Origin of the sequence: Paenibacillus gyeongsangnamensis, assembly GCF_027533625.1 — a bacterium.
Lineage (GTDB): Bacteria > Bacillota > Bacilli > Paenibacillales > NBRC-103111 > Paenibacillus_G > Paenibacillus_G gyeongsangnamensis.
The window spans coordinates 188,727-213,938 of sequence record NZ_JAQAGZ010000004.1; the positions used below are offsets into that span (position 1 = coordinate 188,727).

General features: G+C 53.9%; 24 protein-coding genes. All 24 read right to left on the reverse strand.

What is annotated here, in order from left to right; genetic code table 11:
* Positions 1–35 precede the first annotated feature (35 nt).
* Positions 36–1,085 carry a recombinase RecA gene (gene recA / locus O9H85_RS07600; RefSeq protein ID WP_333474174.1) on the reverse strand — a complete coding sequence of 350 codons (1,050 nt, stop codon included), beginning with the start codon at positions 1,083–1,085 and terminating at the stop codon, positions 36–38.
* 173 nt (positions 1,086–1,258) lie between these two features.
* On the reverse strand, positions 1,259–2,509 hold the full coding sequence (locus O9H85_RS07605) for a competence/damage-inducible protein A (RefSeq protein ID WP_269880709.1): 1,251 nt from the start codon (positions 2,507–2,509) through the stop codon (positions 1,259–1,261).
* An 88-nt stretch (positions 2,510–2,597) separates the two neighbouring features.
* Positions 2,598–3,191 (reverse strand): CDP-diacylglycerol--glycerol-3-phosphate 3-phosphatidyltransferase, encoded by a 594-nt coding sequence (gene pgsA / locus O9H85_RS07610; RefSeq protein ID WP_269880710.1) that lies wholly within the window; start codon positions 3,189–3,191, stop codon positions 2,598–2,600.
* Positions 3,188–4,516 (reverse strand): 30S ribosomal protein S12 methylthiotransferase RimO, encoded by a 1,329-nt coding sequence (gene rimO / locus O9H85_RS07615; RefSeq protein ID WP_269880711.1) that lies wholly within the window; start codon positions 4,514–4,516, stop codon positions 3,188–3,190. Before rimO ends, pgsA begins: the two co-directional genes overlap by 4 nt.
* 152 nt (positions 4,517–4,668) lie before the next feature.
* Entirely contained in the window at positions 4,669–5,160 is a 492-nt protein-coding gene (locus tag O9H85_RS07620; RefSeq protein ID WP_269880712.1) for a YajQ family cyclic di-GMP-binding protein, read from the reverse strand.
* Between the two features lie 258 nt (positions 5,161–5,418).
* The gene (locus tag O9H85_RS07625; protein ID WP_269880713.1) at positions 5,419–6,288 is read right to left on the reverse strand and encodes a helix-turn-helix domain-containing protein; all 870 of its coding nucleotides are present in this window, start codon (positions 6,286–6,288) and stop codon (positions 5,419–5,421) included.
* Between the two features lie 62 nt (positions 6,289–6,350).
* Entirely contained in the window at positions 6,351–7,130 is a 780-nt protein-coding gene (locus O9H85_RS07630) for a DUF3388 domain-containing protein (RefSeq protein ID WP_269880714.1), read from the reverse strand.
* An 87-nt stretch (positions 7,131–7,217) separates the two neighbouring features.
* Positions 7,218–8,054, reverse strand: a complete 837-nt coding sequence (locus O9H85_RS07635; RefSeq protein WP_269880715.1) for a hypothetical protein — start codon at positions 8,052–8,054, stop codon at positions 7,218–7,220.
* A 108-nt stretch (positions 8,055–8,162) separates the two neighbouring features.
* Positions 8,163–8,414 (reverse strand): DUF3243 domain-containing protein, encoded by a 252-nt coding sequence (locus tag O9H85_RS07640; RefSeq protein ID WP_269880716.1) that lies wholly within the window; start codon positions 8,412–8,414, stop codon positions 8,163–8,165.
* A 79-nt stretch (positions 8,415–8,493) separates the two neighbouring features.
* Entirely contained in the window at positions 8,494–9,249 is a 756-nt protein-coding gene (ymfI, locus tag O9H85_RS07645) for an elongation factor P 5-aminopentanone reductase (RefSeq protein WP_269880717.1), read from the reverse strand.
* Positions 9,236–10,531: an EF-P 5-aminopentanol modification-associated protein YfmH gene (gene yfmH, locus O9H85_RS07650; protein ID WP_269880718.1), complete on the reverse strand. Its 1,296-nt coding sequence runs from the start codon at positions 10,529–10,531 to the stop codon at positions 9,236–9,238. Before yfmH ends, ymfI begins: the two co-directional genes overlap by 14 nt.
* Entirely contained in the window at positions 10,532–11,836 is a 1,305-nt protein-coding gene (gene yfmF / locus O9H85_RS07655) for an EF-P 5-aminopentanol modification-associated protein YfmF (RefSeq protein ID WP_269880719.1), read from the reverse strand.
* Positions 11,837–11,926: 90 nt separating this feature from the next.
* Positions 11,927–12,763, reverse strand: coding sequence for a spore cortex-lytic enzyme (gene sleB, locus O9H85_RS07660; protein WP_269880720.1), 837 nt, complete (start codon positions 12,761–12,763; stop codon positions 11,927–11,929).
* Positions 12,764–12,878: 115 nt separating this feature from the next.
* Positions 12,879–15,449 (reverse strand): FtsK/SpoIIIE family DNA translocase, encoded by a 2,571-nt coding sequence (locus tag O9H85_RS07665; RefSeq protein WP_269880721.1) that lies wholly within the window; start codon positions 15,447–15,449, stop codon positions 12,879–12,881.
* Between the two features lie 65 nt (positions 15,450–15,514).
* Positions 15,515–15,751 (reverse strand): YlzJ-like family protein, encoded by a 237-nt coding sequence (locus O9H85_RS07670; RefSeq protein ID WP_269880722.1) that lies wholly within the window; start codon positions 15,749–15,751, stop codon positions 15,515–15,517.
* The gene (locus tag O9H85_RS07675) at positions 15,748–16,497 is read right to left on the reverse strand and encodes a ClpP family protease (RefSeq protein ID WP_269880723.1); all 750 of its coding nucleotides are present in this window, start codon (positions 16,495–16,497) and stop codon (positions 15,748–15,750) included. Before O9H85_RS07675 ends, O9H85_RS07670 begins: the two co-directional genes overlap by 4 nt.
* 156 nt (positions 16,498–16,653) lie before the next feature.
* Positions 16,654–18,330 carry a ribonuclease J gene (locus O9H85_RS07680; RefSeq protein ID WP_269880724.1) on the reverse strand — a complete coding sequence of 559 codons (1,677 nt, stop codon included), beginning with the start codon at positions 18,328–18,330 and terminating at the stop codon, positions 16,654–16,656.
* Positions 18,331–18,537: 207 nt separating this feature from the next.
* On the reverse strand, positions 18,538–19,413 hold the full coding sequence (dapA, locus tag O9H85_RS07685; RefSeq protein ID WP_269880726.1) for a 4-hydroxy-tetrahydrodipicolinate synthase: 876 nt from the start codon (positions 19,411–19,413) through the stop codon (positions 18,538–18,540).
* Between the two features lie 65 nt (positions 19,414–19,478).
* Complete coding sequence (gene dapG, locus O9H85_RS07690) at positions 19,479–20,696, reverse strand: aspartate kinase (RefSeq protein WP_269880727.1); 1,218 nt, start codon at positions 20,694–20,696, stop codon at positions 19,479–19,481.
* Between the two features lie 59 nt (positions 20,697–20,755).
* On the reverse strand, positions 20,756–21,796 hold the full coding sequence (locus O9H85_RS07695) for an aspartate-semialdehyde dehydrogenase (protein WP_269880728.1): 1,041 nt from the start codon (positions 21,794–21,796) through the stop codon (positions 20,756–20,758).
* 41 nt (positions 21,797–21,837) lie between these two features.
* Positions 21,838–22,431 carry a dipicolinate synthase subunit B gene (locus O9H85_RS07700; RefSeq protein ID WP_269880729.1) on the reverse strand — a complete coding sequence of 198 codons (594 nt, stop codon included), beginning with the start codon at positions 22,429–22,431 and terminating at the stop codon, positions 21,838–21,840.
* Complete coding sequence (gene dpsA / locus O9H85_RS07705; RefSeq protein ID WP_269880730.1) at positions 22,428–23,327, reverse strand: dipicolinate synthase subunit DpsA; 900 nt, start codon at positions 23,325–23,327, stop codon at positions 22,428–22,430. Before dpsA ends, O9H85_RS07700 begins: the two co-directional genes overlap by 4 nt.
* A gap of 184 nt (positions 23,328–23,511) precedes the next feature.
* A complete protein-coding gene (gene dut, locus O9H85_RS07710) occupies positions 23,512–23,967 on the reverse strand; it encodes a dUTP diphosphatase (RefSeq protein WP_269880732.1) in 456 nt (151 codons plus the stop codon).
* The gene (locus O9H85_RS07715) at positions 23,960–25,210 is read right to left on the reverse strand and encodes a M16 family metallopeptidase (RefSeq protein ID WP_269880733.1); all 1,251 of its coding nucleotides are present in this window, start codon (positions 25,208–25,210) and stop codon (positions 23,960–23,962) included. The genes dut and O9H85_RS07715 overlap by 8 nt, the downstream gene beginning before the upstream one ends.
* Positions 25,211–25,212 lie beyond the last annotated feature (2 nt).

The window sequence follows — 25,212 nt, forward strand, 5'->3', positions numbered from 1 at the left end:
TTTAATGGAGATTAAAGGTGCCTTCTTATTCCATATTATTCTACAGGCAGCATGAAATCTTCTTCTTCCTCTTCATCGTCCGTATTCGGACCTACCGCCGAAATCAGGTTGCTGTTATCGCGAATCCGCTTCTCGATAGCATCCGCCAGATGTGGATTTTCCTTCAGGAACTGCTTGGCATTCTCACGGCCTTGACCCAGACGGTCATTATTGTAGGAATACCAGGCGCCGCTCTTCTGGATGATGTCCATTTCCGTGGCGATATCCACGAGACTGCCTTCCTTCGAGATGCCCTCGCCGTACATAATGTCGACATCCGCTTGTTTGAACGGAGGCGCCACTTTATTCTTTACAACCTTGATCCGCGTCCGGTTACCTACGATATCGTTCCCCTGCTTGATCGACTCGACCCGCCGGATATCCAGACGAATGGAAGAATAAAATTTGAGAGCGCGGCCGCCCGGCGTCGTCTCCGGGTTGCCGAACATCACGCCGACCTTCTCCCGCAATTGGTTGATGAAGATCGCGATCGTCTTCGACTTGTTGATCGCGCCGGACAGCTTCCGAAGTGCCTGCGACATCAAACGGGCTTGCAAGCCGACATGGGAGTCTCCCATGTCGCCTTCAATCTCGGCCTTCGGCACAAGGGCTGCAACGGAATCGATGACGATTATGTCGACAGCGCCGCTTCGTACGAGCGCTTCCGCGATCTCCAGCGCTTGCTCTCCCGTGTCCGGCTGGGAAAGCAGCAGCTCATCAATATTGATACCCAGCTTGGACGCATACAGCGGGTCCAGCGCATGCTCGGCGTCGATAAACGCGGCCGTGCCGCCCGCCTTCTGCACCTGGGCGATTGCATGCTGCGCCACGGTCGTCTTACCGGACGATTCCGGTCCGTAAATCTCTATAATTCTACCGCGCGGAAATCCTCCGATACCGAGTGCAATATCAAGGGCTAACGATCCGCTGGGAATGGTTTCTACCTGCATATGGGTGGATTCGCCCAATTTCATGATGGAACCCTTGCCAAACTGCTTCTCTATTTGACGAAGAGCATTCTCCAAGGCTGCTTTCCGATCTGTCAACAGACTCACTTCCTTCATATATTCTAGTATCATCATAACCTGTTTTCGTTCGATTGCCAAGCTTTTTTTCCGAACATATATTCGGTTTCTTGGCCAAAGAAAAACCGTAACAATGTGTCCTGGACTTGTTACGGTGCTTCCGTAGTTCCTATTATAACGAATTCTACCACAAATTACAACTGTGACTTTAACAGTTTCCAAAGATGGTATAAAGCGCTTTTGGCCGAACGCAGCTTGATCGTTTCCCGGTTGCCGGATTGCTGCACTTGAACGACTTCGGTCCGTCCGTACCCGTGAACGCCGATAAAGACGAGTCCCACCGGCTTTCCTTCGGACTCGCTCGGCCCGGCGACACCGGTAATGGATAACCCGAAATCCGCCTCTGTCACGCGGCTGACGTTCTCCGCCAAGAGCCTCGCCGTTTCTTCACTGACGGCTCCGGGAGCCCCCTCGCCCTCCAGAACGTCCATCGGCACCTGCAGGAGCTTGTGCTTAAGTCCGTTGGTGTAGCATATTACGCCTCCGGCAAAAGCCTCGGAGCTGCCGGGAATCGCCGTCAGCAGATCGCTGAGCTGCCCGCCGGTGCAGCTCTCGGCCACGGCAAGCCGCAGGCCGCGTTCGGACAGCATATGAAGCACCTGCTGTTCCAGCGTAATATCCTCCGAAGCGAACAAATGATCGCCTACCCGGGAGCGGATCTCCGCTTCCAGCGGCTGCAGCTTGGCGTTCGCCGCCTCCCGGGAGGCGGCGCGGGTCGTCAGCCGAATGGCCACTTCCCCTTCTTTCGCATACGGCGCGATCGTCGGGTCCGTCTGTGCTTCAATCAAGTCGAGCAGACGGTTCTCCAGGAACGATTCGCCGATTCCGGCAAACTTGAGCATGACCGAAAAGAGCGGCATGACATGACCCGATCTCGATTCGATCCAGGGCTTGACGGCATGATCGAACATCGGCTTCATTTCTCTCGGAGGCCCCGGCAGCAGGATATAATGAGTTCCGTCCTGGGTGACGGCCGTTCCTACGGCCATGCCCGTCTCGTTAGGCAGCGCGTCCGCCCCTTCCAGCGTGAGCGCCTGCCGTGCATTGCTTTCCACCATCGGGGTGCCCCGTTTCTCGAAGAACGCCGCAATTTTGTCCATTGAAGGCCCGTACATTACAAGCTTCCGCCCAAGAAACTCGGCCAGTACGTCTCTCGTCAGATCATCCTGCGTGGGACCGAGCCCACCGGTGCAAATGATCAGATCGGCTCTCGACCTTGCGATGCCGAGCGCCTCCTTCATTCGGGACGCGTTATCTCCGACTACCGTCTGATAATAAACGCCGACCCCTACATCCGCTAAACCCTTGGCTATGTATTGCGCATTCGTGTTCACGATTTGACCCATCAGCAGCTCCGTGCCGACGGCGATGATTTCCGCTTTCATCCATTCCAGCCTCCGGTTTACCAGAATCGACGGCTATGCCGTCTATGCCTTAAGTCTAATTTAATAAACTAAAAAACAATAGGCTTCCCTACTGTTTCTTATCGTCAAAATTAATCACGTGCTTATTTTTCACGAAATAATCGATCCCCGAATAAATCGTAATGATCGCCGCCACCCAGCTGGCGAATATGTCAAACCGGAAATCGGCATCAATCAGGGCGAACGGAAAATTGTTGATCAGAAGCGCAATGATGGCTGTGATCTGCGTAGCGGTCTTCCACTTCCCCCATTTGCTTGCGGCCATCACCGTTCCTTCCAGCAGCGCGATCTGGCGCAGTCCGGTGACTGCGAATTCGCGGCTGATGATAACGATGGCGATCCAAGCGTCCAGCTTGCTCATCTCGACGAGCGAGACGAGCACGGCGGACACCAGAAGCTTGTCGGCAAGCGGATCAAGAAGCTTGCCGAGATTCGTGACAAGCTTCCGCTTCCGCGCAATATAACCGTCCAGGCTGTCGGTGCTGGCGGCTATGATAAAAATCAATGCGGCAATGATTTGATTATACGTAATGCTGAACTGCTCAATGCTGATATGCGGAAATTTCACTTTCACCAGCAGAAAAAACATGATAATCGGAACCAAAAAGATCCTTGCTAGAGTAATCTTATTGGCCAGGTTCATGCAACTACCTCCCCGGAAAGATCAAACTCGAAGGAGTGTGTAATTCGGACCTTGGCCAGCTGACCGATCTGAAGATCAGCGCCGCCAACAAATACCTCCCCGTCGATTTCCGGAGCGTCGAATTGGGTACGGCCTACATAGACGTCGTTGCGCCCGTCATATCTCTCGATTAGAACGTCAAGCACCTGACCGATCCGGCTTCCGCCCCGCTCGTTCGAGATTTCCCGCTGAACTTCCATCAGAACATTCTGGCGGTATTCCTTCACGTCGTCCGCGATTTGATCCGGCAGTCGGGAGGCCGGCGTATCCTCTTCCTGAGAGTAAGTGAATACCCCCAAACGGTCGAATTGAACATCCCGAATGAAAGCTTTCAAATTCTCGAAATCCTCTTCGGTCTCGCCGGGGAAGCCTACGATCAGCGAAGTTCGCAGAGAAACGCCCGGAATCCGCTCGCGAATTTTCCGGATCAGCTCGCGCGAATCGCGCTGGCGGCCCGGACGGCGCATTCTTTTCAAAATGCTATCTTCGCTGTGCTGCAGCGGCATATCGATATATTTGCATACCTTCGGATTCGTTGCGATCACATCGATCAGCTCATCCGTGAAAAAGCCCGGGTAAGCATAATGCAGCCGCACCCATTCGATGCCCTCCACCTCGCTTACTTTGTTTAGCAAAGCAGGAAGCATGAAGCCGTCGTACAAATCCGTCCCGTAATTCGTCGAGTCTTGAGCGATCAGACTGATTTCCTTGACGCCCTGCGCAGCGAGCTGCTCCACCTCGCCGATGATCGATTCGATGCTCCGGCTGCGGAATTTGCCCCGCATGATCGGAATGCTGCAGAACGTACAGGCATTGTCGCAGCCCTCGGCAATTTTCACGTAAGCCGTGTAACGCGGTGTAGCGACGCGTCGCGGCAGCTTTTGCTCGTAGTTGAACACAGGGTTGCCGACCAGCGCGGGACGCTTGCCGACCAGCGCCTCATCAATGATGTCGTTGATTTTGTCAAAATCCCCGGTGCCGACGATCCCGTCGATCTCGGGCATCTCGTTCATCAATTCCTTCTTGTAGCGCTGCGTCAGGCAGCCGGACACGATCAGCGCCTTGAGACTCGCCGTCTGCTTGAGCTCGGCCAAATCCAGAATCGTATTCACCGACTCCTCCTTGGCCGCATCGATAAATCCGCAAGTATTCACTATAATAACGGTGGCTTCCTCCTTATCATCGACGAGGGAATATCCCCGCTCATGAATAAGGCCGGACATGATCTCCGAATCCACCAGGTTTTTCTCACATCCGAGCGTAACCACTTTCACTTTCTCTGTCATGTAAAGCTCCTCCGAAATTAGGGTACCAACTAACGAACTACGGTTCGTAACAAGTATAATATAACGCTGCGAAACGTGTCAAAGCGGTCGCTTGCCTGCTTAAACGGAAACGAAAGGAACCTTGTTGACGCTTCGGAGCGCTTCACGGAATGCTAGCGGAAGTTGATAAATTGAAGATCCAGCGGCAGATCGGCCTTTCGAAGCAGTTGCATGACCTGCTGAAGATCATCCTTGCTCTTGCCCGTCACGCGGATTTGATCGCCCTGAATTTGGCTTTTCACCTTCAGCTTCGAATCCCGGATAAGAATATTGATTTTTTTCGCATTGTCCTGATCGACGCCCTGCTTCACCTTAATCCGCTGGCGGACCGTGCTCATAGCGGCGGCCTCCACCTTGCCGTACTCTAAATTTTTGAGCGAAATGCCGCGTTTGGCCATCTTCGATTGGAGAATGTCCAGCACGTTCTGAAGCTTAAACTCATCGTCGGAAACGACCACCAGCTCCTCCTTCTCCAGCGCGATGCTGCTTTTGCTGTTCTTGAAGTCGAACCGCGTGGCGATTTCCTTCTCCGCCTGATGAATAGCGTTCACCAGTTCTTGCGTATCGAGCTTCGATACGATATCGAAAGAATTTTCCGAGCTCATCCCTTGGCCTCCTTAACCCTTGTACTGAAAGTTTATCTTAACGATACAGAAAGTTTAAGTTCGCTAAAGCATTAAAGCGGACTGCAACTTTCTGTACCAAGAAAAAATTCCGCTAAAAACGCTCTGGCTACTTTGAAAGACTCCGATAAGGAGTTTTTCTTATTGTAACAAAAACGAGACACTCTTTTCAAAAATTACGGTACATGCGAAAAAAGATCAACCCCGAAGGATCGATCCCCTTTGCTGCGTCGATGGAACTTAAGTTTTTTGAAAATCAACCTGAATTTTTTTCACGTTCGGCGCATCGCCCAAGGGCACCTGCACCCCGTTCACCTTCAGCTGAGCCGCGCTGGCCTTACCGAAAATCATGAACGCCGGTCCGGTCAAGTCCCAGCTTTTGGTCGTTCCGTTCTCGTACGTTTTGGAGTCCAGCGTTTTCTGGTTGTCCCCAAGCGAATCCAGCTCGATCCAGCAGGCGTCGCCAGTGATGGATAATTCGATCCTCATCTTGTCCGTTCCTGTAATCGTATAATAATCAATCCCCCGCTCGCTCTTGGCGAGCTTCACGTCCGTCGCAGGAGCCGGGGGCGGTACCGGAGGCGGCGCCGGAATCGGGTCCGGCTTAGCATAGGTTGCCGAACCGGCCGCCGTGCCTCCGCCCGCGGGAGGCGTTTGTTGGACCGGCTGCACTTTATCCGTCACCGTCTTGGGCAAATCGCTCTTCGCATCATTGGTCGCGCCTTTATGATTCAAATTCAAATAATAGTAGATAATCCCCAGAATCAAAACGATAAAAGAGATCATCATAATGCTGGAAGCCCATTTGCCGATCTTCTCCGTGTTGCGGCCGGTCGTCCGCTTGGTGCGCATCGGCTCGATATGCTCCGGCTCCGGCGCAGGAATGACGTTCTGATAAAGCCGCAGCACTTCATTCGGATCCAGACCTACGGCTTCGGAATAGCTTTTAATAAAAGCGCGGACATAGAAGTTGCCCGGCAGCACCTTATAGTTTCCTTCCTCGATCGCTTCTAAATACCATTTGCGGATTTTGGTGGTATCTTGTAATTCTTCAAGCGAGATTTTCTTCTCCAGTCTGGCCTTGCGCAGCAGTTGACCAAGATCTGACACGTTTATCACCTCTTCCTTTATCCGTCGTTACCCTTTCCTTAAACGCAAGGGCAGCCGCCTTATCAATACTCGTCGAACCCTCCGGTAAAGGATTCGTATGAGATTTCTTCTTCAGGGGTGTTGCGGAGCTCTACGATACAATCGAAATCATCGTATGTATATTGAGACTCCCGAATGAAGATATCCGGATGCTCGATCACTTTCGTGGAAGGCATCGCCATGATTTCCTGCAGGAGCGTATGGTGCTTCTCGTTGGAGCGCAGCGTCGAAACGATTCCGTCAATAATGAATACGTTATTGTGGCTCATCTCATCCTCGGACAGCTGGCTGCGAACCGTTTGGCGAAGCAATGTGGAAGATACGAACGTCCAGCGCTTGTTGGAGCATACGCTCCCTGCAATAATGGATTCGGTCTTGCCTACGCGCGGCATGCCGCGAAGTCCGACGACATGATTGCCTTCCCGCTTGAACATTTCCCCCAGAAAGTCGACGAGCAGCCCCAACTCGTCGCGCGTGAACCGGAACGTCTTGCGGTCGTCGGAGTCACGCTCGATATAGCGTCCGTGCCGGACGGCCAAAATATCGACCAGCTTCGGAGGACGCAAAGCAGTTATAGTTATATTATCCACTTTTTTCAACATTTTACCCATTAATTCGATTTTTTCTTCGTCCCTCGTCTGAAGAAGCATCCCCCGGGTACGGTCGTCCACCCCATTAATCGTCACGATATTGATATCCAGCATCCCCATGAGGGAAGCTACGTCCCCGAGCAAGCCGGGACGGTTCTTATGAATCCGGTATTCCATGTACCATTGCTTTACTTCGTTTGCGTCATTAACCATTCGACTTCTCCGTTCGTCAATTTATAAGTTGTACCATGAACATTCTACAAAATCCGCTAAATTCCTTCCCTTTTCCCGTAAGAAAAATTAGGAATTCTTCGAAACGCGCATTTCCCCTTCGGCGAATGGCTGAAAACCGGGCGTCCACGATTTCGTTTCCATCGTTCGCTGCAAGGATGTCAGCAAAGCGTCCCATTGGAGCTGCACCGACGTAGCCGCCATATTCATGATCGGAACCTGCAGGTTCTTCATCCGCTGTATCGTGGATGGGTTCACCGGCGAGTACAATACGATCCAGGACGGTCCGTGGCTGCGCACCTGCGATTGGAATTGCGGATACCAGCCGTTCGCATCGGTCAGTGAGATGGTCTCGGCTTCCTCGGAGGGCGCCCAGGCGGAAGGAATCGGATTCGCCGCGTTCGTCACCCATTCGATCGCCCGGCCCGATACCTGCTGCTGCTTGACCCATTCGTCCCATTCCTGCTGCACTCTTCCAGACGGAATGCCCCTGTAAACGATATGCTTCTCAACGATATCCCCTTGAGGAGCTCCCAGTCCGTCATCAATAAATATCCATTTATGTGCGGGGAGTGCCTTCGCGGCCGCGAGCGTTCCCTGAACCGGCGTATGGCCAAGCACAATAATATAATCATAAGGACGCTGCTGCAGTTTGCCGACCTGCTCGGCAGAAAAGGAATCCGTCTTCTGCATCCATTCGTAAGAAATTTGCTTCGTATCCCGCCAGGCCGCCAGCGTTTTTTGCAGCGTCGTCGCCAGCGGCTCCTGCATATCCGTGCCGGTTACGACGAGTACGGTCAATTTGTTCTGAAGCTGTTCCGCGGTAAGCACCGGCAAATTCCGGCCGCAGCCGCTCAACGCCAGTACGACGCTTACCCAAAGCACGATCCATTTTGCCCATTTCATCTTGTATATCCAACCTCGCTTAAGCCTTATCGTCCTGCCTACAGTATTATAGCAAATTTACGCAGGAAAAGCCTCCTGCTTCAGGAGGCTTAACCTTCATCCGTTATATTAGCTGTTCTTTGCCAATTTAATCATTAGTCGCGCCATAACTTTCTTTTCCTGTTCGTCGCCGGCATCCCAAAGATCCTTCAGGACGCGCTCTTCATTATTTTTCGGGTCGACCTTATTCGCGAGGAATTCTCCGATCTCGAATGCGAGCTTGGACATCGTCTCTTCGCTCATTCCGGACTTCTCCGCCTGCTCTACGCGGTCCCCCAAAAATTCCTTCCAGCGATCGAATACCTTCAGCGCCGTTGTCATGCCGTATTCCTCCTTCATGAAATTATAAGTGTCGGTACACATTATAATGTCTGCAATAAAGGAGTGAAATATGTGCCTGTCAGGTAAGCCAGCCGCCGTTGGGGCTGATGATTTGCCCGGTAATATAACCGGATTCCGGCAAGGCTAGAAAATAGACCAGAGAAGCGATTTCTTCCGGCTGACCGAGCCGGCCGACCGGGATGTCATTCTCGATGGCCGTGATCTCCTCCGAATTGAAGCTCGACATCATCTGTGTTTCGACCGCTCCGGGAGCTACCGCATTGACAGTAATCCCCGAGGGAGCCAGTTCCTTGGCAAGCGCCTTCGTGAAGGCGTTGATCCCGCCTTTGGCCGTGGAATACGCAACCTCGCAGGATGCGCCGGAAATTCCCCATATCGAGGATACATTAATGATTCTGCCGTATTTCCGGCGAACCATGGACGGCATGAATTCGCGGGTCGTCAGGAACGTGCCCTTCAAATTGATGCCCATCAGCTCATCCCACAGCTCTTCGCTTAAATCCGTGAGCAGGCCGTAATGCGAAATGCCGGCGTTGTTGACCAGAATGTCAGGTATAAGTCCGTGAGCGTCCAGCTTTTCGTGCATGCGCTCGATTTGTTCCCGGGAGCGAAGATCCGCTGTAACCGTGAGCACGTTAGCTCCCGATTTCATACAGCTGCGGGCCGTTTCATTCGCCGCCTCGTGGGATTGCAAATAATGAATGACAACGTTCAATCCGACGGAAGCGAAACGGCGGGCGATCGCAGCGCCGATGCCGCGGCTCGCCCCCGTAATTAAGACCGTTTGTTCCGTAAATGGTTTAGGCTCGGCCATCCGCTTCACTCCGTACGATGGAAGCCGCCAGACGGCTCCAATCGAAATGGTCCTTCAATAGTGCGCTGACATCGTTTATCGTCAAATTTTCATATACCGGCAAAATATCGAACAGCTCGATCCCTTTAAACCGGTATTTAGTGAATTCGTTGGCTATCGCTTCAGGGGAATTCAAAAGACGCAGAAATGCGCCGATTTTCTTTTTCTTGCTCCGGTCGAAATCCGTCCGGTCGATGCCTTTCACCTTCATTTGGTCGATCTCTTCCTTCACCCGCTCCAAGAGCTTCTCCGGGTCCTTTGTATCGCCTCCGATGACCGAGAACGCATACTGCTCCGCAATATTGTACTCGGAGCCGAAGTTGTCGGAGATCAGCTGCTCATCATACAGCTTCTGGTAGATCGCCGAGCTCGGGCTGAGCAGCAGGTCCAGCAGCACCTTCATCCCCAGCTCCCGCTTCAGCATGTCGCGCCCGCTCAGCGGCTGGCCCGGCTCCTTGCAGCCGAACAAGCATTTGGGCAGCGAAACCGACAGAACCGCCACCTTGCGAGGGGATTTGACCGCATCCGGCTCCGGATCGAAGTAACGGCGAATCTCGCCCTGCTGCGGATACGTTTTGGCAGCCTGGTTGCTGCGGATCAGCTCCATGATTTCTTCCGGATTCACCCCGCCGACGACGAACAGGCTCATATTGCTCGGATGATAAAAGGTATGGTAGCAGTCGTACAGCATTTCCTTCGTAATCTCGCCGATCGATTCGACCGTGCCCGCAATGTCGATATGTACCGGATGAACGTGGTACATCGTTTCGATCAAGCCGAAGTAGGACCGCCAATCGGCATTGTCCTGGTACATTTTGATCTCTTGGCCGATAATGCCCTTTTCCTTCTCGACGTTGCCATCGGTGAAATAAGGGTTTTGCACGAAATCGATCAACGTCGTCAAGTTATCGCGGATATGTTCGGTCGCCGAGAATAAGTAGGTCGTCTGCCCGAAAGAGGTAAAAGCGTTCGCCGAGGCGCCCTGCGCCGCGAAGACGGAGAAGATGTCTCCCGTCGGCTCCTCGAACATCTTGTGCTCCAGAAAATGGGCGATGCCGTCGGGCACCTTTTTCTCCGGCTCCCCCTCGACTTGGAAGTGATTGTCAATCGAGCCGTATTTCGTCGAGAACGTGGCGTACGTCTTTTGGAATCCTTCCTTCGGCAGAATAAAGACGGTAAGCCCGTTCGGCAGCTGCTCCGTATACACCGTTTCCTTCACATGAGGATAAGGGATCGCCTGCATTTACATGTCCCCCTTCTGATCACGCAGAAAATAAATCGTATCCAGCTTCACTTCGTCCGCCATCGCCCGGATGGCTGACGTATTTACGGCCGTTACCGCTTCGACAAGCGATGGAACCGTCCGCTTGGCGCCGGACAGGATGTTGTTGAAATCGAAGGCGATCAGCTCGAAAGCCGAATCCTGCAGCTCCCGGAGGTGACCCGTAATCATCGCTTTGGTCTGCTTAAGCTCGGTATCGCTGATCTGTCCCTCCTCCATCGCCTTCAGCTGCTCTTTAATGATGCTGACGGCCTTCTCGAAATTGGCGATCTCGATCCCGGACTGAATCGTCAGAATGCCCTTATGTCCGTCCAAACGCGAGGAGGCGTAATAGGCCAGACTGGCCTTCTCCCGGACATTCGTAAACAGCTTGGAATGGGGATATCCGCCCAGGATACCGTTATACATAAGTGCCGCGGGATAGCTCTTATCCACATAGGAGGTATTCACCCGAAGCCCCATGTTCAGCTTGCCCTGATTCACCTCGAGCCGCTCGACCACTTCCTTCACTTGGCTCACTCTGCGCCAATCCGGTCGGGCCGAGTAATCGGAAGCGGTTCCCTGCTCACCTTGAAAATAGCGTTCAACCAAGGGAAGTATGGCGTCCAGAGTAGTGTTCCCCACGACGTAGATGTCGATCGGCGAGGTTCGCAGCCATTCTTTATATCTTGCCGTAACCGATTCCGCCTCGAGCGCGGCCAGATCCTGAATTCGTCCCAGCGGGTGCAGCCGGTAAGGCTCTTCCTTGCACATTTCCTCAATGCAGCGCTCCGCCGCATAGCGGATTTTATCGTTTATGATAGCTTCCAAACGCTTCTGAATCGTCGCCTTCTCGGATTCGACATACTTGGATACCAAATGTCCTTCTTCAATAGCCGGCGCCGTGATGGCTTCGCCCAGGAACTGCATAGCTTGCTTCAGCAAAGACGTGGAGCTCGATACGAACTCGTCCTGAATGACGTCCATCCGGAACTGTACCATCTGGTAATCTCCGCGCTTGTAAATATCGAAGCCGAAGCCCGCCCCGTACAGATCGTCCAGGCGCTCGCGAAACTGCTTCGTTTCCGGATATGAGCGGCTCCCCCGGCGAAGTACGAAAGGGATCAATGCGGTCGAGGACACATGAGCTTCATTCAACGGAGAACCGATGTAGACGGAAATCGCAAACGTTTTGAACTGCTCGGTGGGCAGCACGTGCACCCGGATGTTTCTGGCCGTACCGCGTTCGAATTCAATTTGTTTCAAAAGAGAAACAGCTCCTTTCATCGTCTGGTTCCGCCTTTCGCTGTTCTATTCCATTATATTCCTGTACAAACAGAAGAAGCAACCGCGCTAGGGGTTACTTCTATCCATGCTTTATTTGCAAAAAATATGCTTCCCGATTTGCTTCACCTGCGGGCGGCTCCAGATCCAACTGGACGTGGCCGTCTCCGGGTTGAAGTAATAAAGGCATCCGCCGCTCGGGTCCATGCCGGAAACCGCGTCTTGAACCGCCTTCTTGGAAGTCTCGTTCGGTGTGAGCCAAATCTGCCCGTCCGCTACCGCCGTAAACGCGCCCGGCTGGAAAATGACGCCTGAGACCGTATTCGGGAAGCTTGGCGATTTCACCCGGTTCAGGATGACCGCCGCGACGGCTACCTGTCCGATATAAGGCTCGCCTCGCGCTTCGCCGTTAACGGCATTCGCCATCAGGTTCAGATCCTGCTGGGACAGCCCCAGCTTGTTGGCTGGAGCCAGCCCGGCGTTTTCAGGCGCAGCCGGTGGAGCGGCCGGTGGAGCGGCTGCGCCGCCACCGCCGCCGGAAGGGGCCCCTGCCGCAGCTCCTTCTTTACTCGAGCCCGTAACCCACGGAGGAAGATCGGAGGCGCTGGCCTTCCAATCCTTTGTTGCCTCCCACAGCTTCAATTTCGTTTTATCTCCAAGAATTCCGTCGACCTTCAGGCCGAATTCCGACTGAAACCATTTGAGGGACTTCAGCGATTGATATCCGAAATCGCCGTCCACCTTGCCGTTGAAAAAACCGAGGTGCTTCAGCCGTCCCTGCATTTCATAGACGTCCGCCGTCCCCGATTCGCCGTAATGAACCTCATTCTTGTTGAACGTCTGCTCGACCTTCATGCGATGTTTGATTTCAAGCCCCGCAAACAGAACAAAAACCAAGCAAACCGTGATGACGACCAACCTTTTGTTCATTTACAATCACCTTTCCCACAACGTATTGGCAAACTTTTTAAGGTTATTATGAGAAAGGGAGGTGGCTTCTATTCAGCGGAAACTGGGAATCGCTGGCGCGGATTAGCCGTCCGGTCTAAGAGCTCATCCGGTTCATCTGATACTGCTCCATCGTTACCAGAACCTCGCGGGGCTTGCTGCCTTCGTACGGACCTACGATGCCCCGGGCTTCCATCGTATCGATCAAGCGCGCGGCCCGGGTATAGCCCACTCTCATCCGCCGCTGCAGGAGCGAGACGGAAGCCTGCTTCGCATCGAGGATAATTTGCACCGCTTGATCGTAAAGCTCATCCTCGAATTCGTCCTGTGTCTCCTGCTGATCCTCGATTTGTGGCACCATATCCTCAACGTATTCCGCCTGGCCCTGCGTCCGGACGAAATTGACGACCGATTCGACCTCCTGATCGGACAGGAATGCCCCCTGGACGCGGACCGGCTTGGAAGCGCCCATCGGCAGATACAGCATGTCCCCGCGGCCAAGCAGCTTCTCCGCGCCGGCGGAATCGAGTATCGTCCGCGAATCGACCTGTGACGATACGCCGAAGGCGATACGCGAAGGAATATTCGCTTTGATGACGCCGGTAATGACGTCTACCGAAGGCCTTTGCGTCGCGATGATGAGATGAATGCCCGCCGCGCGCGCCATTTGAGCGAGTCGGCAGATCGCATCCTCCACATCGTTCGCGGCGACCATCATCAGATCCGCCAGCTCGTCCACAATGACGACAATGAACGGAAGCGGAGCGCTGGATTGCGTCTCGATCAGCATGTTGTTATAGCCTTCGATGTTCCGTGTGCCGCTCTTGGAGAACAGCTCGTACCGTTTCTCCATCTCGACGACGACCTTCTTCAGCGCCAGCGAGGCCCTTCTCGGATCGGTCACGACCGGAGCGAGCAGATGCGGAATGCCGTTATAAACGTTAAGCTCGACCATCTTCGGGTCGATCATCAGAAACTTCACTTCATCCGGCTTTGCCTTATACAGCACGCTCGCAATGATTCCGTTAATACAAACGGATTTCCCCGAGCCTGTGGCGCCGGCTACAAGCAAATGGGGCATGCGCGCCAGGTTGCCGACAATCGGCTGTCCCGCGATATCGCGGCCGAGCGTGATGGACAGCTTGGAGACCGAGTCCTGGAATGCAGGGCTCTCCATCACTTCCCGCATCGTCACAACGGACATCTCGGAATTCGGCACCTCGATACCAATCGCCGATTTGCCAGGGATCGGCGCTTCCATCCGGATATCCTTGGCGGCGAGCGCCAAGGCGATATCATTGGTCAAGCTGACGATGCGGCTGACCTTCACGCCGACGTCCGGCTGAATTTCATACCGCGTAACGGAAGGTCCGCGCACCACCTCAAGCACCTTCGCCCGGACGCCGAAGCTCTCCATTGTAGCTTCCAGCTTGCGCGCCACCGCCTTGTAATCGAGCGAGTCGGCGCCCTTGCCTGCTGCCGGCTTGGACAGCAGTTGAAGCGACGGAAGCTCATACGGAATGGCGAGCGGTTTATTCTTAATATCGAAATCTTCCGGGTTGTCCGCTTCCTCCGTATCGCCGGATACTGCCTGCGCCGCATGCTGTGCGGCAGTTGGAGGAACCGTAACGCCGGCCGGCTGGACCTGGACCGTTCTTGCCGTCTCCTGCTGCACCTGTTCCTGGAAATCTCGGATGACCGGAATGGCCGGGTCGTCGAACGCCGCCTCTTTCTCGTCACTATAGACCGTCTTGCTAGGCGGCTCCGGTGCTTTATACACGGATACTTCCTCGTCTGCCTCCTCCTCCGGATCGAAGGCAGCCTGCTTGCCTTTTGTTTTCGCCTCCGGCTCCGCAGACTTCGGATGAAGCAGCTCAAAGAACAACGACTTGCTCTTGCCGGGCTTTCGCTCCTTCCGGACGGGCTTTAAATTCTCCTCGTCAAACTCTTCATCTATCGCCCCGACCGTCACAACCGCAGGCTTCTTCTTTCGCTCCGGCGTCTGTGATCGGCTGGAAGCAGGCCGGCGGCTGCGTTCCTTCAGCTTTTGCTTTATGTATTGTCCAAGCAGCGTGTCGGCAAACGGCTTGCGTCCCCTGATCCACTGCAGCAGAGAGCCTAACGACAGCCCCGTAACCAGAGTGAACCCGGCGATAAAGAGCATATATTGAATGAGCCTTGCTCCCAAATTATCGAACAAGAAATACAAGACCGAGTACAGCAGCGCACCCAGCATGCCTCCGCCAACATCGGACGTTAAGATCGCTTGTCCTTGGTTCGTCGATTTCAGCCCTTTGACCATGCTGTCCCACGTTAGCGACAGGATTTGCCCAGCCGTGTATTTCCCCGCAGGAAATAATTCAGCGAATAAGCTGATATGGCTCATCAGCAGCAGCGCGAGCACGATCAGGAGAAGACCGGACTTCTTCGCCGTACGCCACACGGGCCACTGCCGCTTCATCATGATATACAGCCCCACATAAATAAAGACTAGAGGGACGATAAAATCCCACGTTCCGATCGCAAAACGGAGCAAATACGTTAAAGAACGGGCCACGGAGCCCTCGCGGGATAAGGCGATGATCGATAAAGTCAAAATCAGGATACCGTACAATTCAAATTTAAGACTCGTCTTGATGCTTTTGCCCTTTTTCCTGTTCCTGGCCAAGAGCCTTCACCCCCAAGTTCACATTATACCATAAACTGGGCGAGGCTAAAACGAGTCAGGAAAACTTAAGCCTCTCCCTTCGTCACGGGCTCGAATTCAATCAGCCGGCCGGGAGCAAACCGGGGATTCAGGAAATCTTGCGGATTACAGCTGATCAGACGCACGATGCTGGCTTGCCGCTGATTCAGCGGCTGCACCTGCATCGTTACGCCATCGACGGATATTTCCAACGTCTGCGTCTTGTCCATCTCCTCTAAGCCTTCCAGTACCGCATCCATCGGCAGAATCGTGTAATGGGTCATTGGACCATTCCTCCCGTTTGCGTTTTGCGGCGTTCCTCAATCAAACGGTTGAGCTCGCGGATGGCATCGCCAAGTCCCCCGAGCATATCAATCAACCCATAGCGGACGGCATCCGTACCGACCACCGTCGTTCCGATGTCCCGGGTAAGCTCGCCCGTTTTGAACATCAGCTCTTTGAATTTTTCTTCCGCGATCCGCGAATTCCGGGTTACGAAATGTATGATGCGCTCCTGCATTTTGTCCAAATATTCGAATGTCTGCGGTACGCCGATCACAAGTCCGTTAAGCCGGATCGGGTGAATCGTCATTGTTGCCGTTTCGGCAATAATGGACAGGTCGGCCGATACCGCGATCGGGACGCCGATACTGTGGCCTCCGCCTAACACCAGCGCGACGGTCGGCTTGGACAGCGTTGAGATCATCTCGGCAATGGCGAGGCCGGCTTCCACATCTCCGCCCACCGTGTTCAGGATGACTAATACGCCTTCGATCTTCGGGTTCTGTTCCGCGGCTACGAGCTGCGGAATCAAGTGCTCATACTTCGTAGTCTTATTCTGCGGCGGCAGCACCAAATGCCCTTCGACCTGTCCGATGATGGTCATGCAAAAAATGTTCGTTTCTCCGCTCGGTGCCGCCGTTTGACCCAGCTGCTGGATCGCCTCGATGGTCCCGTTCTTAGCAGCGTCCTCCGTTAACGGCTGATTCGGCTGAAGCGGTTGTCCTTCTTGTTTGTTGTTAGATAGCATCGTTTGTTCCACCTTCCAGGCTGGCTTGGATTCACCCCCATAGTATGGGTGGTAAAACCAAATTTATGCACAACAAGAAAAAGCCTCCTCTGCTGCAGCTCGCTAGCAGAGGAAGCTTTAGTTTATACAAGGTTCAAGTGACTTTCATGCTTCGGTTTATACTTCCATGATGATCGGAAGGATCATCGGACGTCGTCTGGTTTGTTCATAAAGGAATCGTCCTAGTGCGTCTTTCACATGGGTTTTGAGCGATGCCCACTCGTTTACGTTCTCGTTCATCAACCGGTGAAGCGTCGATGTGACGATTCGGTTCGCCTCTTCCAGCAAGCCTTCGGATTCACGGACATACACGAAACCGCGGGAGATGATGTCCGGACCGGACAAGATCGTTCCATCCTGCTTGCTGAGCGTGACGACAACGACCAGAATGCCGTCCTGCGACAGCAGCTTGCGGTCTCGAAGCACGATATTTCCTACGTCGCCTACACCCAGACCGTCGATCAGCACGTTGCCTGCGGACACCTTGGAGCCTTTGCGTGCAGCGCCGTCCTGAATTTCAACCGTATCGCCGTTATCCAGAATGAAGATATCTTCTTTAGGAATGCCTACGGATTCGGCAAGCAGTCCGTGCTGGCGAAGCATCCGGTATTCCCCGTGGATCGGAATAAAGTAACGCGGACGCATCATGTTCAGCATAAGCTTCAATTCTTCCTGGCTTGCGTGACCCGATACGTGAACCCCGGTCTGGGATCCCGGCCCATAGATCACATGAGCGCCGATGCGCATGAGCTCGTCGACCGTCCGGCCTACGTAGCGTTCGTTGCCCGGAATCGGAGTCGCCGCGATGATCACCGTGTCGCCAGGAAGAATGTCAACCTTCCGGTGCGTCGAGCGGGCCATGCGCGTAAGCGCCGACATCGGCTCGCCTTGGCTGCCCGTGGACAGAATGACGACGCGATCGGCCGCCATCCGGTTGATCTCCTCCGGCTCGATCAGCATCCCGTCCGGAATGCGCAAATAGCCGAGCTCGTGGGCGATGGACACGACGTTAACCATGCTGCGTCCGATGACGGTAATCTTCCGGCGGGTCGATTCCGCAGCATCGATGACTTGCTGAATCCGATGCACATTGGATGCGAACGTCGCAACAATCACGCGCTGCTTCGCTTGGCGGAACACTTCTTCGATCCGAACCCCGACGCTTTTCTCCGATCCGGTATATCCTGGCCTTTCGGCATTGGTGCTGTCGGACAACAGCGCCAGAACCCCCTTGGCTCCGATGGCTGCCATCCGATGAAGATCCGCATACTGGTCGTTGACCGGCGTTTGATCGAACTTGAAGTCTCCGGTATGAACTACGCTGCCTTCCGGCGTTTCAAGGCATACGCCTACGGAGTCCGGAATACTGTGGTTCGTCTTGAAGAACGTGGCAGTCATGCTGCCCAGCTTCAGCTCGGTATCGGCCGTAATGACGATTCGCTTCGTCTCTCCCAGCAGGTTCGCTTCCTTCAGCTTGGTCTCGATCAGACCCATCGTCAGGCGCGTTCCGTATACCGGAACATTGAGATGCTTGAGAACATAAGGCAATCCGCCGATGTGGTCTTCATGTCCGTGCGTGATGAGAATGCCCCGAACTTTATCCCGATTCTCCGTCAAGTACGAAATGTCCGGAATGACGATATCGATTCCGAGCATCTCTTCCTCAGGAAATTTCAAACCGCTGTCAATGACAACGATATCATTAGCGTACTGTACAACATACATGTTCTTGCCGATTTCGCCCACGCCGCCCAGAGCGAAGATCGTCAGTTTGTCTATATTTTTCTTGGACAAGTAAATAAACCTCCTTGATTAAATTGACGACGATTCTTGTATGAGCTGCAAACCATAAAATAAACCGATCAGTCACTTGCCACCATTATACATGATAAAAAGTTCCATTTACAAGCGGAGCCCTATCGACCATAAGGAACCCGCTCTTACTTCCTTAAATAAATAAAATCGATGCCACGAATGGCACCGATTCGATTAAGAGACCGCTCATTTAAACAAAGAATCAATGAATCGTCCTTCTTCTTCGGTTACATTCAGCAAAGGCAGACGCACACCGCCGACCTCGATCCCCTTGCGGTTCAGCGCGTGCTTGACCGGGGCAGGACTCGGAACCGGATGCGGGCAGTAGAACAAACCGCGGAATACCGGCAGTAAGGCTCCATGAAGACGCGCCGCTTCTTGCACATTTCCTTCTAAATAACAGTTTATCATAGATTTCATTTCTTTTCCAATCACATGGCTCGCAACGCTCACAATTCCATGAGCGCCTACGGCCAGGGCCGGGAGCGTCGCGCTGTCGTCTCCGCTGTATACCTTGAAACCCGGAGCCGCATCCGTCACGATCTGGGTCAATTGATCCGTTCCTGCGCAATCCTTCGTCGCGACGATATTCGGAATGCGGGACAAGCGAACGGTCGTGGAAGCGTCAATATTAACGCCAGTACGGCCCGGAACGTTGTACAGAATGACCGGTATCTTCACCGACTCCGCCACCGCTTTGAAATGTGCGTACAGCCCTTCCTGAGATGGACGGTTGTAATAAGGGGCTACGAGCAGCAGCGCGTCGACACCCAGCTTCTCTGCTTCGCGGGATAGATGAATCGTATGGGCCGTATCGTTGCTGCCCGTACCCGCGATTACTTTGTAGCGGCCGGCGGCATGCTTGACCGCGATCTCGAAGAGCTTCAGCTTCTCCTGCTCCGTAAGCGTCGGCGATTCGCCCGTCGTGCCGTTTACCACCACGCTGTCGCTTTGCTGCTCTCCTGTGAGATAATCCAACAATCGGGTAAAGCCGTCCCAATTCACCTGCAAATCGCGGTCCATAGGCGTGACCATAGCTGTAATCAATCTTCCGAAAACCACAATGCTTCCTCCTTCAATTTCTACATATTGAATAACACATCTATCATTTCATGCCCGTCTTATCACTATCGATGAAGACCAAATTGCTTATGGAGCGCTCTGACGGCCCTGGCCATGTCTTTGCCCTGCACCAGCACCCAGATGGTGGCATTGGAATCGGCCGACTGCAAAATCTGTATATCCTCGTTCGTCAGCGCCTCGACAATAAGCGCCATAATGCCGGGAACGCCGTTCATGCCGCCGCCGATAATCGACACTTTAGCGCAGCCCGTCATAATTTGCGGCTCGTAGCCGAGCTCGTGCAGGGTGCGCTCGGCACGCTCCGACTCATGATCGAATACGGTGTACACGACGCCCGACGGGTTTACGTTGATGAAGTCGACGCTGATCCGCTGCTGCGCCATCGCCTTAAAGACATTGAGCTGAAGATCGTAATAACCGTCCTTGGAAAACACCTGAATTTGCGTCAAATTCGCAAAGTTGGCGATGCCCGTAACGAAGCGGTCCTGTACCGAACCGGCTTCGCCCCGAATCGCTTCCTGGCGGGTAACCAGCGTACCCGGGTCCTTGGTGAACGTGGAACGCACCCGTACCGGAATGCCGGCATGCATAGCGACTTCGACGGCTCGCGGATGGATGACCTTCGCGCCATGATGCGCCATATTGCAAATCTCGGAATACGAAACGACGGAAAGCGGCTTTGCGTCTTCAACGATTCGCGGGTCGGCTGTCAATATCCCGTTTACGTCCGTAAAAATATCGACGATTTCCGCGTTGAGCGCCGCTCCGAGCGCGGTCGCCGACGTATCGCTTCCGCCGCGTCCGAGCGTCGTGAAATCCCCTTCCGGAGTTTGCCCCTGGAAGCCGGCGACGATGACGACATTTCCTTGTTCCAGCTGCTCCAGCACGCGGTCAGGATGAATCGAGACAATCTGGGCGTTGCCATGTTCGTTGTTCGTCTGGATCCCCGCGCCGGCGCCTGTCAGCGCCGTTGCAGGAATGCCGGTGGCGTTCAGCAGGCTGCACAGCGTCGCAGCGGAGATTAGCTCTCCGCAGCAGAGCAGGAGATCTCTCTCCCGTTCAGGCAAACGGTTACCGTTCCGTTCAATCCAATCCAGCAGCGTGTCCGTAGCATAGGGCTCACCCCTGCGTCCCATGGCCGATACAACGACGACTAAGCTGTAGTTTTGCTCCAATGCATCTTGAATGTGTTCGATGACGTGTGCTCTGGCTTCGGCTGTAGAAAGGGATGTGCCTCCGAATTTCTGCACCAAGATCTTCATAAGATCTCCCCTCTGATAAGCAAGCTTGGCTTCCCGCATCATACGGGAAGCCAGCGGTCTTAATGCTGCTCAATAGCAATATATTCGGCGATTTGCACGGCATTCCATGCAGCACCCTTCAGCAGGTTGTCGGAAACGATCCACAGGTTGAGCGCCCGCGGATTGCTGAGGTCGCGGCGTACGCGGCCGACGAACGTTTCCAGCTTGCCTGCCGCATCGGAAGCGAGCGGGTACTGCTGTTCCGCCGGATTATCAACGAGAACGATGCCCGGAGAGCCGGCGAGCAGCTGCTTCACTTCTTCGATATCGAAGTCTTCCTTCAGCTCCACGTAGACGGACTCGGAATGGCCGTAAACGACGGGAATGCGAACGCAGGTAGCCGTAACTTCAAGCGTTTCGTCGCCCATGATTTTTTTTGTTTCATTGATCATTTTCATCTCTTCATAGGTAAAGCCGTTATCGACAAACTTGTCGATTTGCGGAATGGCATTGAATGCAATCTGGTGCTTCACAGGCAGGGATCCGACCGGCAAAATTTGCGGCTCGACTTCGTTGCCCGCCAAAATTTCCTTGGACTGGCGCAGCATCTCGTCGATCGCCTTCGCCCCTGCGCCGGAAACCGCCTGGTAGGTCGATACGATGATACGGGAAATGCCGTACCGGTCGTAAAGCGGCTTCAGTGTTTGAACCATCTGGATGGTCGAGCAGTTCGGATTGGCGATGACGCCCTTGTTCTCATTGATTTTGTCGATGTTCACTTCCGGTACGACAAGAGGCGTCTCCGGATCCATGCGGAACGCGCTCGTATTATCGATACATACCGTTCCCCGCTTGATCGCTTCCGGAACGAGCGCCTTACTGACATCGCCGCCTGCGCTGAACAGCGCGATATCGACACCTTCGAAGCTGTCCGGCGTCGCTTCCTGTACGACAACGTCTTTGCCTTTAAAAGAAAGCTTCGATCCTGCGGACCGTGCTGAAGACAGAAGCTTCAGTTCTTGGATGGGGAAATTCCGTTCCTGAAGCAAACGGATGATTTGTTCGCCGACGGCACCTGTTGCGCCCACTACTGCGATGTTAAAAAGTTTTTGATTCGACATTTGTTCGTCTCTCCCCTGCGATGTATATAATAGGTGAAAAATCAATAATTAAAGCGCTCGATGATCATCGGCTGCAGCTGCTTGCCCTGCAGCGCCGCCTCGCACGTCTCCATGACAAGATCCATACGGGCGACAAGAGAGTTCGGTTTCGCATAAGGCGCATCCTGTCCGAACGGCACGAAGTATATATTTTTCGTGATGAGCAGCTTGCCGACGTTCATGGCATTCAAGCCAAGGCCGTCATTGGTGGATATGGCCAGTACGAGCGGTCGCTGATTGCGCATCTGCGCTTTGGCGGCCATCAGTACGGGGCTCTCCGTCATCGCATTGGCCAGCTTGCTTGTCGTATTTCCCGTGCAGGGCGCAATGACCATGACATCGAGAAGCTTCGAGGGTCCAAGCGGCTCCGCATCTACAATTGAAGAAATAATATCATTTCCTGTGATCTCTTTCAACTGTTTTTGCCAATTTTCCGAGGTTCCGAAACGGGTATCGGTCGTCATCAGGGTATGGGACGCGATCGGAATCACCTTCGCCCCGGCGTCTACGAAACGTTGAATTTGCGGCATAGTCTCGGCAAACGTACAATGCGAGCCGGTTAGCGCAAAACCCACCGTCATGTCATTCCAATTCATTCCTCGTTCCTCCTCGAGCTTACATTTTCCATAATAATGCGAATCAATGAGTCCGCAATGATGCGGCCGGCGGTTTTGGGCGCGACAATGCCCGGGAGACTGGGAGCGAGCATCGCCTTGACTCCTCTTTTCTCCGCGAAACGGAAATCCGTTCCTCCGGGCTTGGAAGCAATATCGACAATCAGCGAGCGATGCGGGATATTGGCAATGATCTGAGCGGTGATGATCAAAGCCGGGATCGTGTTGAATATATAATCCACGCTCGCCACCTTCGAATACAGGTCCTTCGTATGGAAGGGATTGAGGCCCATCTCCCACGCTCTTGCATGATGGTCCGGTTTATTCACCCCTACCCTGACATGGGAGCCCATGCCCTGAAGCATCCGCGCCAGCGTCATCCCGGTCCGGCCGAAGCCGAGCACCATGCTTTCCGAGCCGTGAATCGTAATGTCCGTATTCTGGATGGCGAGCATAAGGGCCCCTTCGGCGGTAGGCACCGAATTGTAAATCGCCACGTCGTCCCTGTCGAACAGTTCGATCAGCTTGATGCCATGCTTCGTGCAGAGGTTGCGTAAGTAAGGTTTCGCCATGCCGGTAAACACTAAGGCATGCTTCGGCAGGGCAGCTATATGTTCGTCAGCCAAACGCATGTTCTGCGAGGAAAAGATACTGTCGACAAGCCCGGTATCATCCGTGCCCACGGCAGGTAAAATGATTGCGTCCATCGCCTCAAGGGCTTCAGGGGTCAGCTCCGCCTTCGTAATTCCGCCGAACTGGTTCTGCAAATTATCGAAACCGATCAAGTAAACGGAAGCATCCAGCTCGGAGCATTTGTGAATGACTTCCAACTGGCGGGCATCACCGCCGATCAGCGCTACTTGAATTCCGGTCAGCATTCATTCTCACCTCTTTCTCCTGTCACTTTCGATAGACCATCTTATGCGTCAGCCCAAAAAACGGTTCCACCCCGCGGCCCATCCGGGATAAACGTCCAGCTCCTTGCGCGGGCCGCAGGCCGGAACGCAAAAACACCTCCCGCTTCAGCCCGTAGGCGAAACGAGAGGTGTGATTTCTGCGTTATTATCGGGTACCCGTATGGCCGAAGCCGCCCGCACCGCGCACCGTAGCGTCCAGCTCCTTCACTTCGGTCAGCCGGATGTCCGGCACCAACTGGAACACCATTTGAGCGATCCGTTCTTTCCGGTTGACGGTAAAAGGCTCCTTGCCATGATTGATCAGCAGCACCTTCACCTCGCCGCGGTAATCCGCATCGATCGTACCCGGCGAATTCAGGGAGGTGATGCCGTGCTTGAAGGCAAGACCGCTGCGCGGCCGGATTTGCGCTTCAAGCTCGCCCGGCATCGCGATGGCGAAGCCTGTAGGCACGAGCGCCCGGTCGCCGGGAGCCAGCACGAGAAGCTCCTCCACCGCTGCGTAAAGGTCGAAGCCGCTCGCAAGCTCCGACATCTTCTGCGGCAGCGGAATGTCCTCGTTGCCGGGAAGACGTTTGATCTGGACATCGAAATGATTAGACAAGCGAATCCCTCCTGAAGCCCCGGATCGGTTCATCGCTGTTTCCTACCATGGCCAGCGCGAACGGCGATGACAGCATCTCGGCCGTCAGCGCTTGAATATGCTCCATCTCGACGCTTTCGATCTGGTCGATCATCTCGTCCAGGCTGTAATGCCGGCCCAGCATGAGCTCGTTCTTCCCGAGACGGTTCATCCGGCTGCTAGTGCTCTCCAGACTCAGAATCAGGCTTCCCTTCATCTGCTCCTTGCCCTTGCGCAGCTCGGAATCGGTCAGCCCTTTATGCTTGATGTCGTGCAGAATCTCCATCGTCACCTTCAGCACTTCATCGGTCTGCTTCGGCGCGGTTCCCGTATACACGGTGAACATCCCGCCATCCTGATACGAGGTATGATAGGAATAAACGGAATAGGCCAGTCCGCGTTTCTCGCGAATTTCCTGGAAGAGGCGCGAGCTCATTCCCCCGCCGACGGCGTTGTTCAAGAGAACCATGGCGTACAATCGGTCGTCCTTGGCCGACAAACCGGGCAGCGAAAGGCAAATGTGGTTCTGCTCGGTCTTCTTCTGAAAGTACTCGTGGCCGCTCTGAAAGCCTAGCGGATTCAGCGTTTCGGCTTTACCGGTTACGGCGAAGGCTCCGAAATGCTTCTCGATCAGCTCGACAACCCCGTCATTAATATTGCCAGCGATGCTGACTACCGTATTAGCGATCGTATAGTGGGCGCGCATATAATCCTTCAGCGTATTGGATCTCATGGCGGCCAGGTTGCTCTGCGTCCCGATAATCGTTTGCCCCAGCGCATGATCCCTGAACGCCGCTTTGGCGATTAGGTCGTGCACCATGTCATCCGGCGTGTCCTCGTACATGGAGATTTCTTCATAAATCACATTCTTCTCTTTGTCCAGCTCCACGGGATCGAAGACGGAGCGGAAGAACATATCCGATAAAACCTCCACGGCAAGAGGCAAATGTTCATCCAGCACTTTGCAGTAATAGCAAGTATATTCTTTCGACGTAAAGGCGTTCACGTTGCCGCCAATGCCGTCGAATATTTCAGCAATATCCTTAGCGGAATATTTCTCCGTACCTTTGAACAGCATGTGTTCGATAAAGTGGGAAATTCCGTTATTATGTTGATTCTCATTGCGGGAGCCGGTCTTTACCCAGATCCCGAAAGCTACGGATCGGCACGTCGGGATTTTCTCGACGACAACCCTAAGCCCGTTGTTCAGCGTGTGTTTATCCAAGC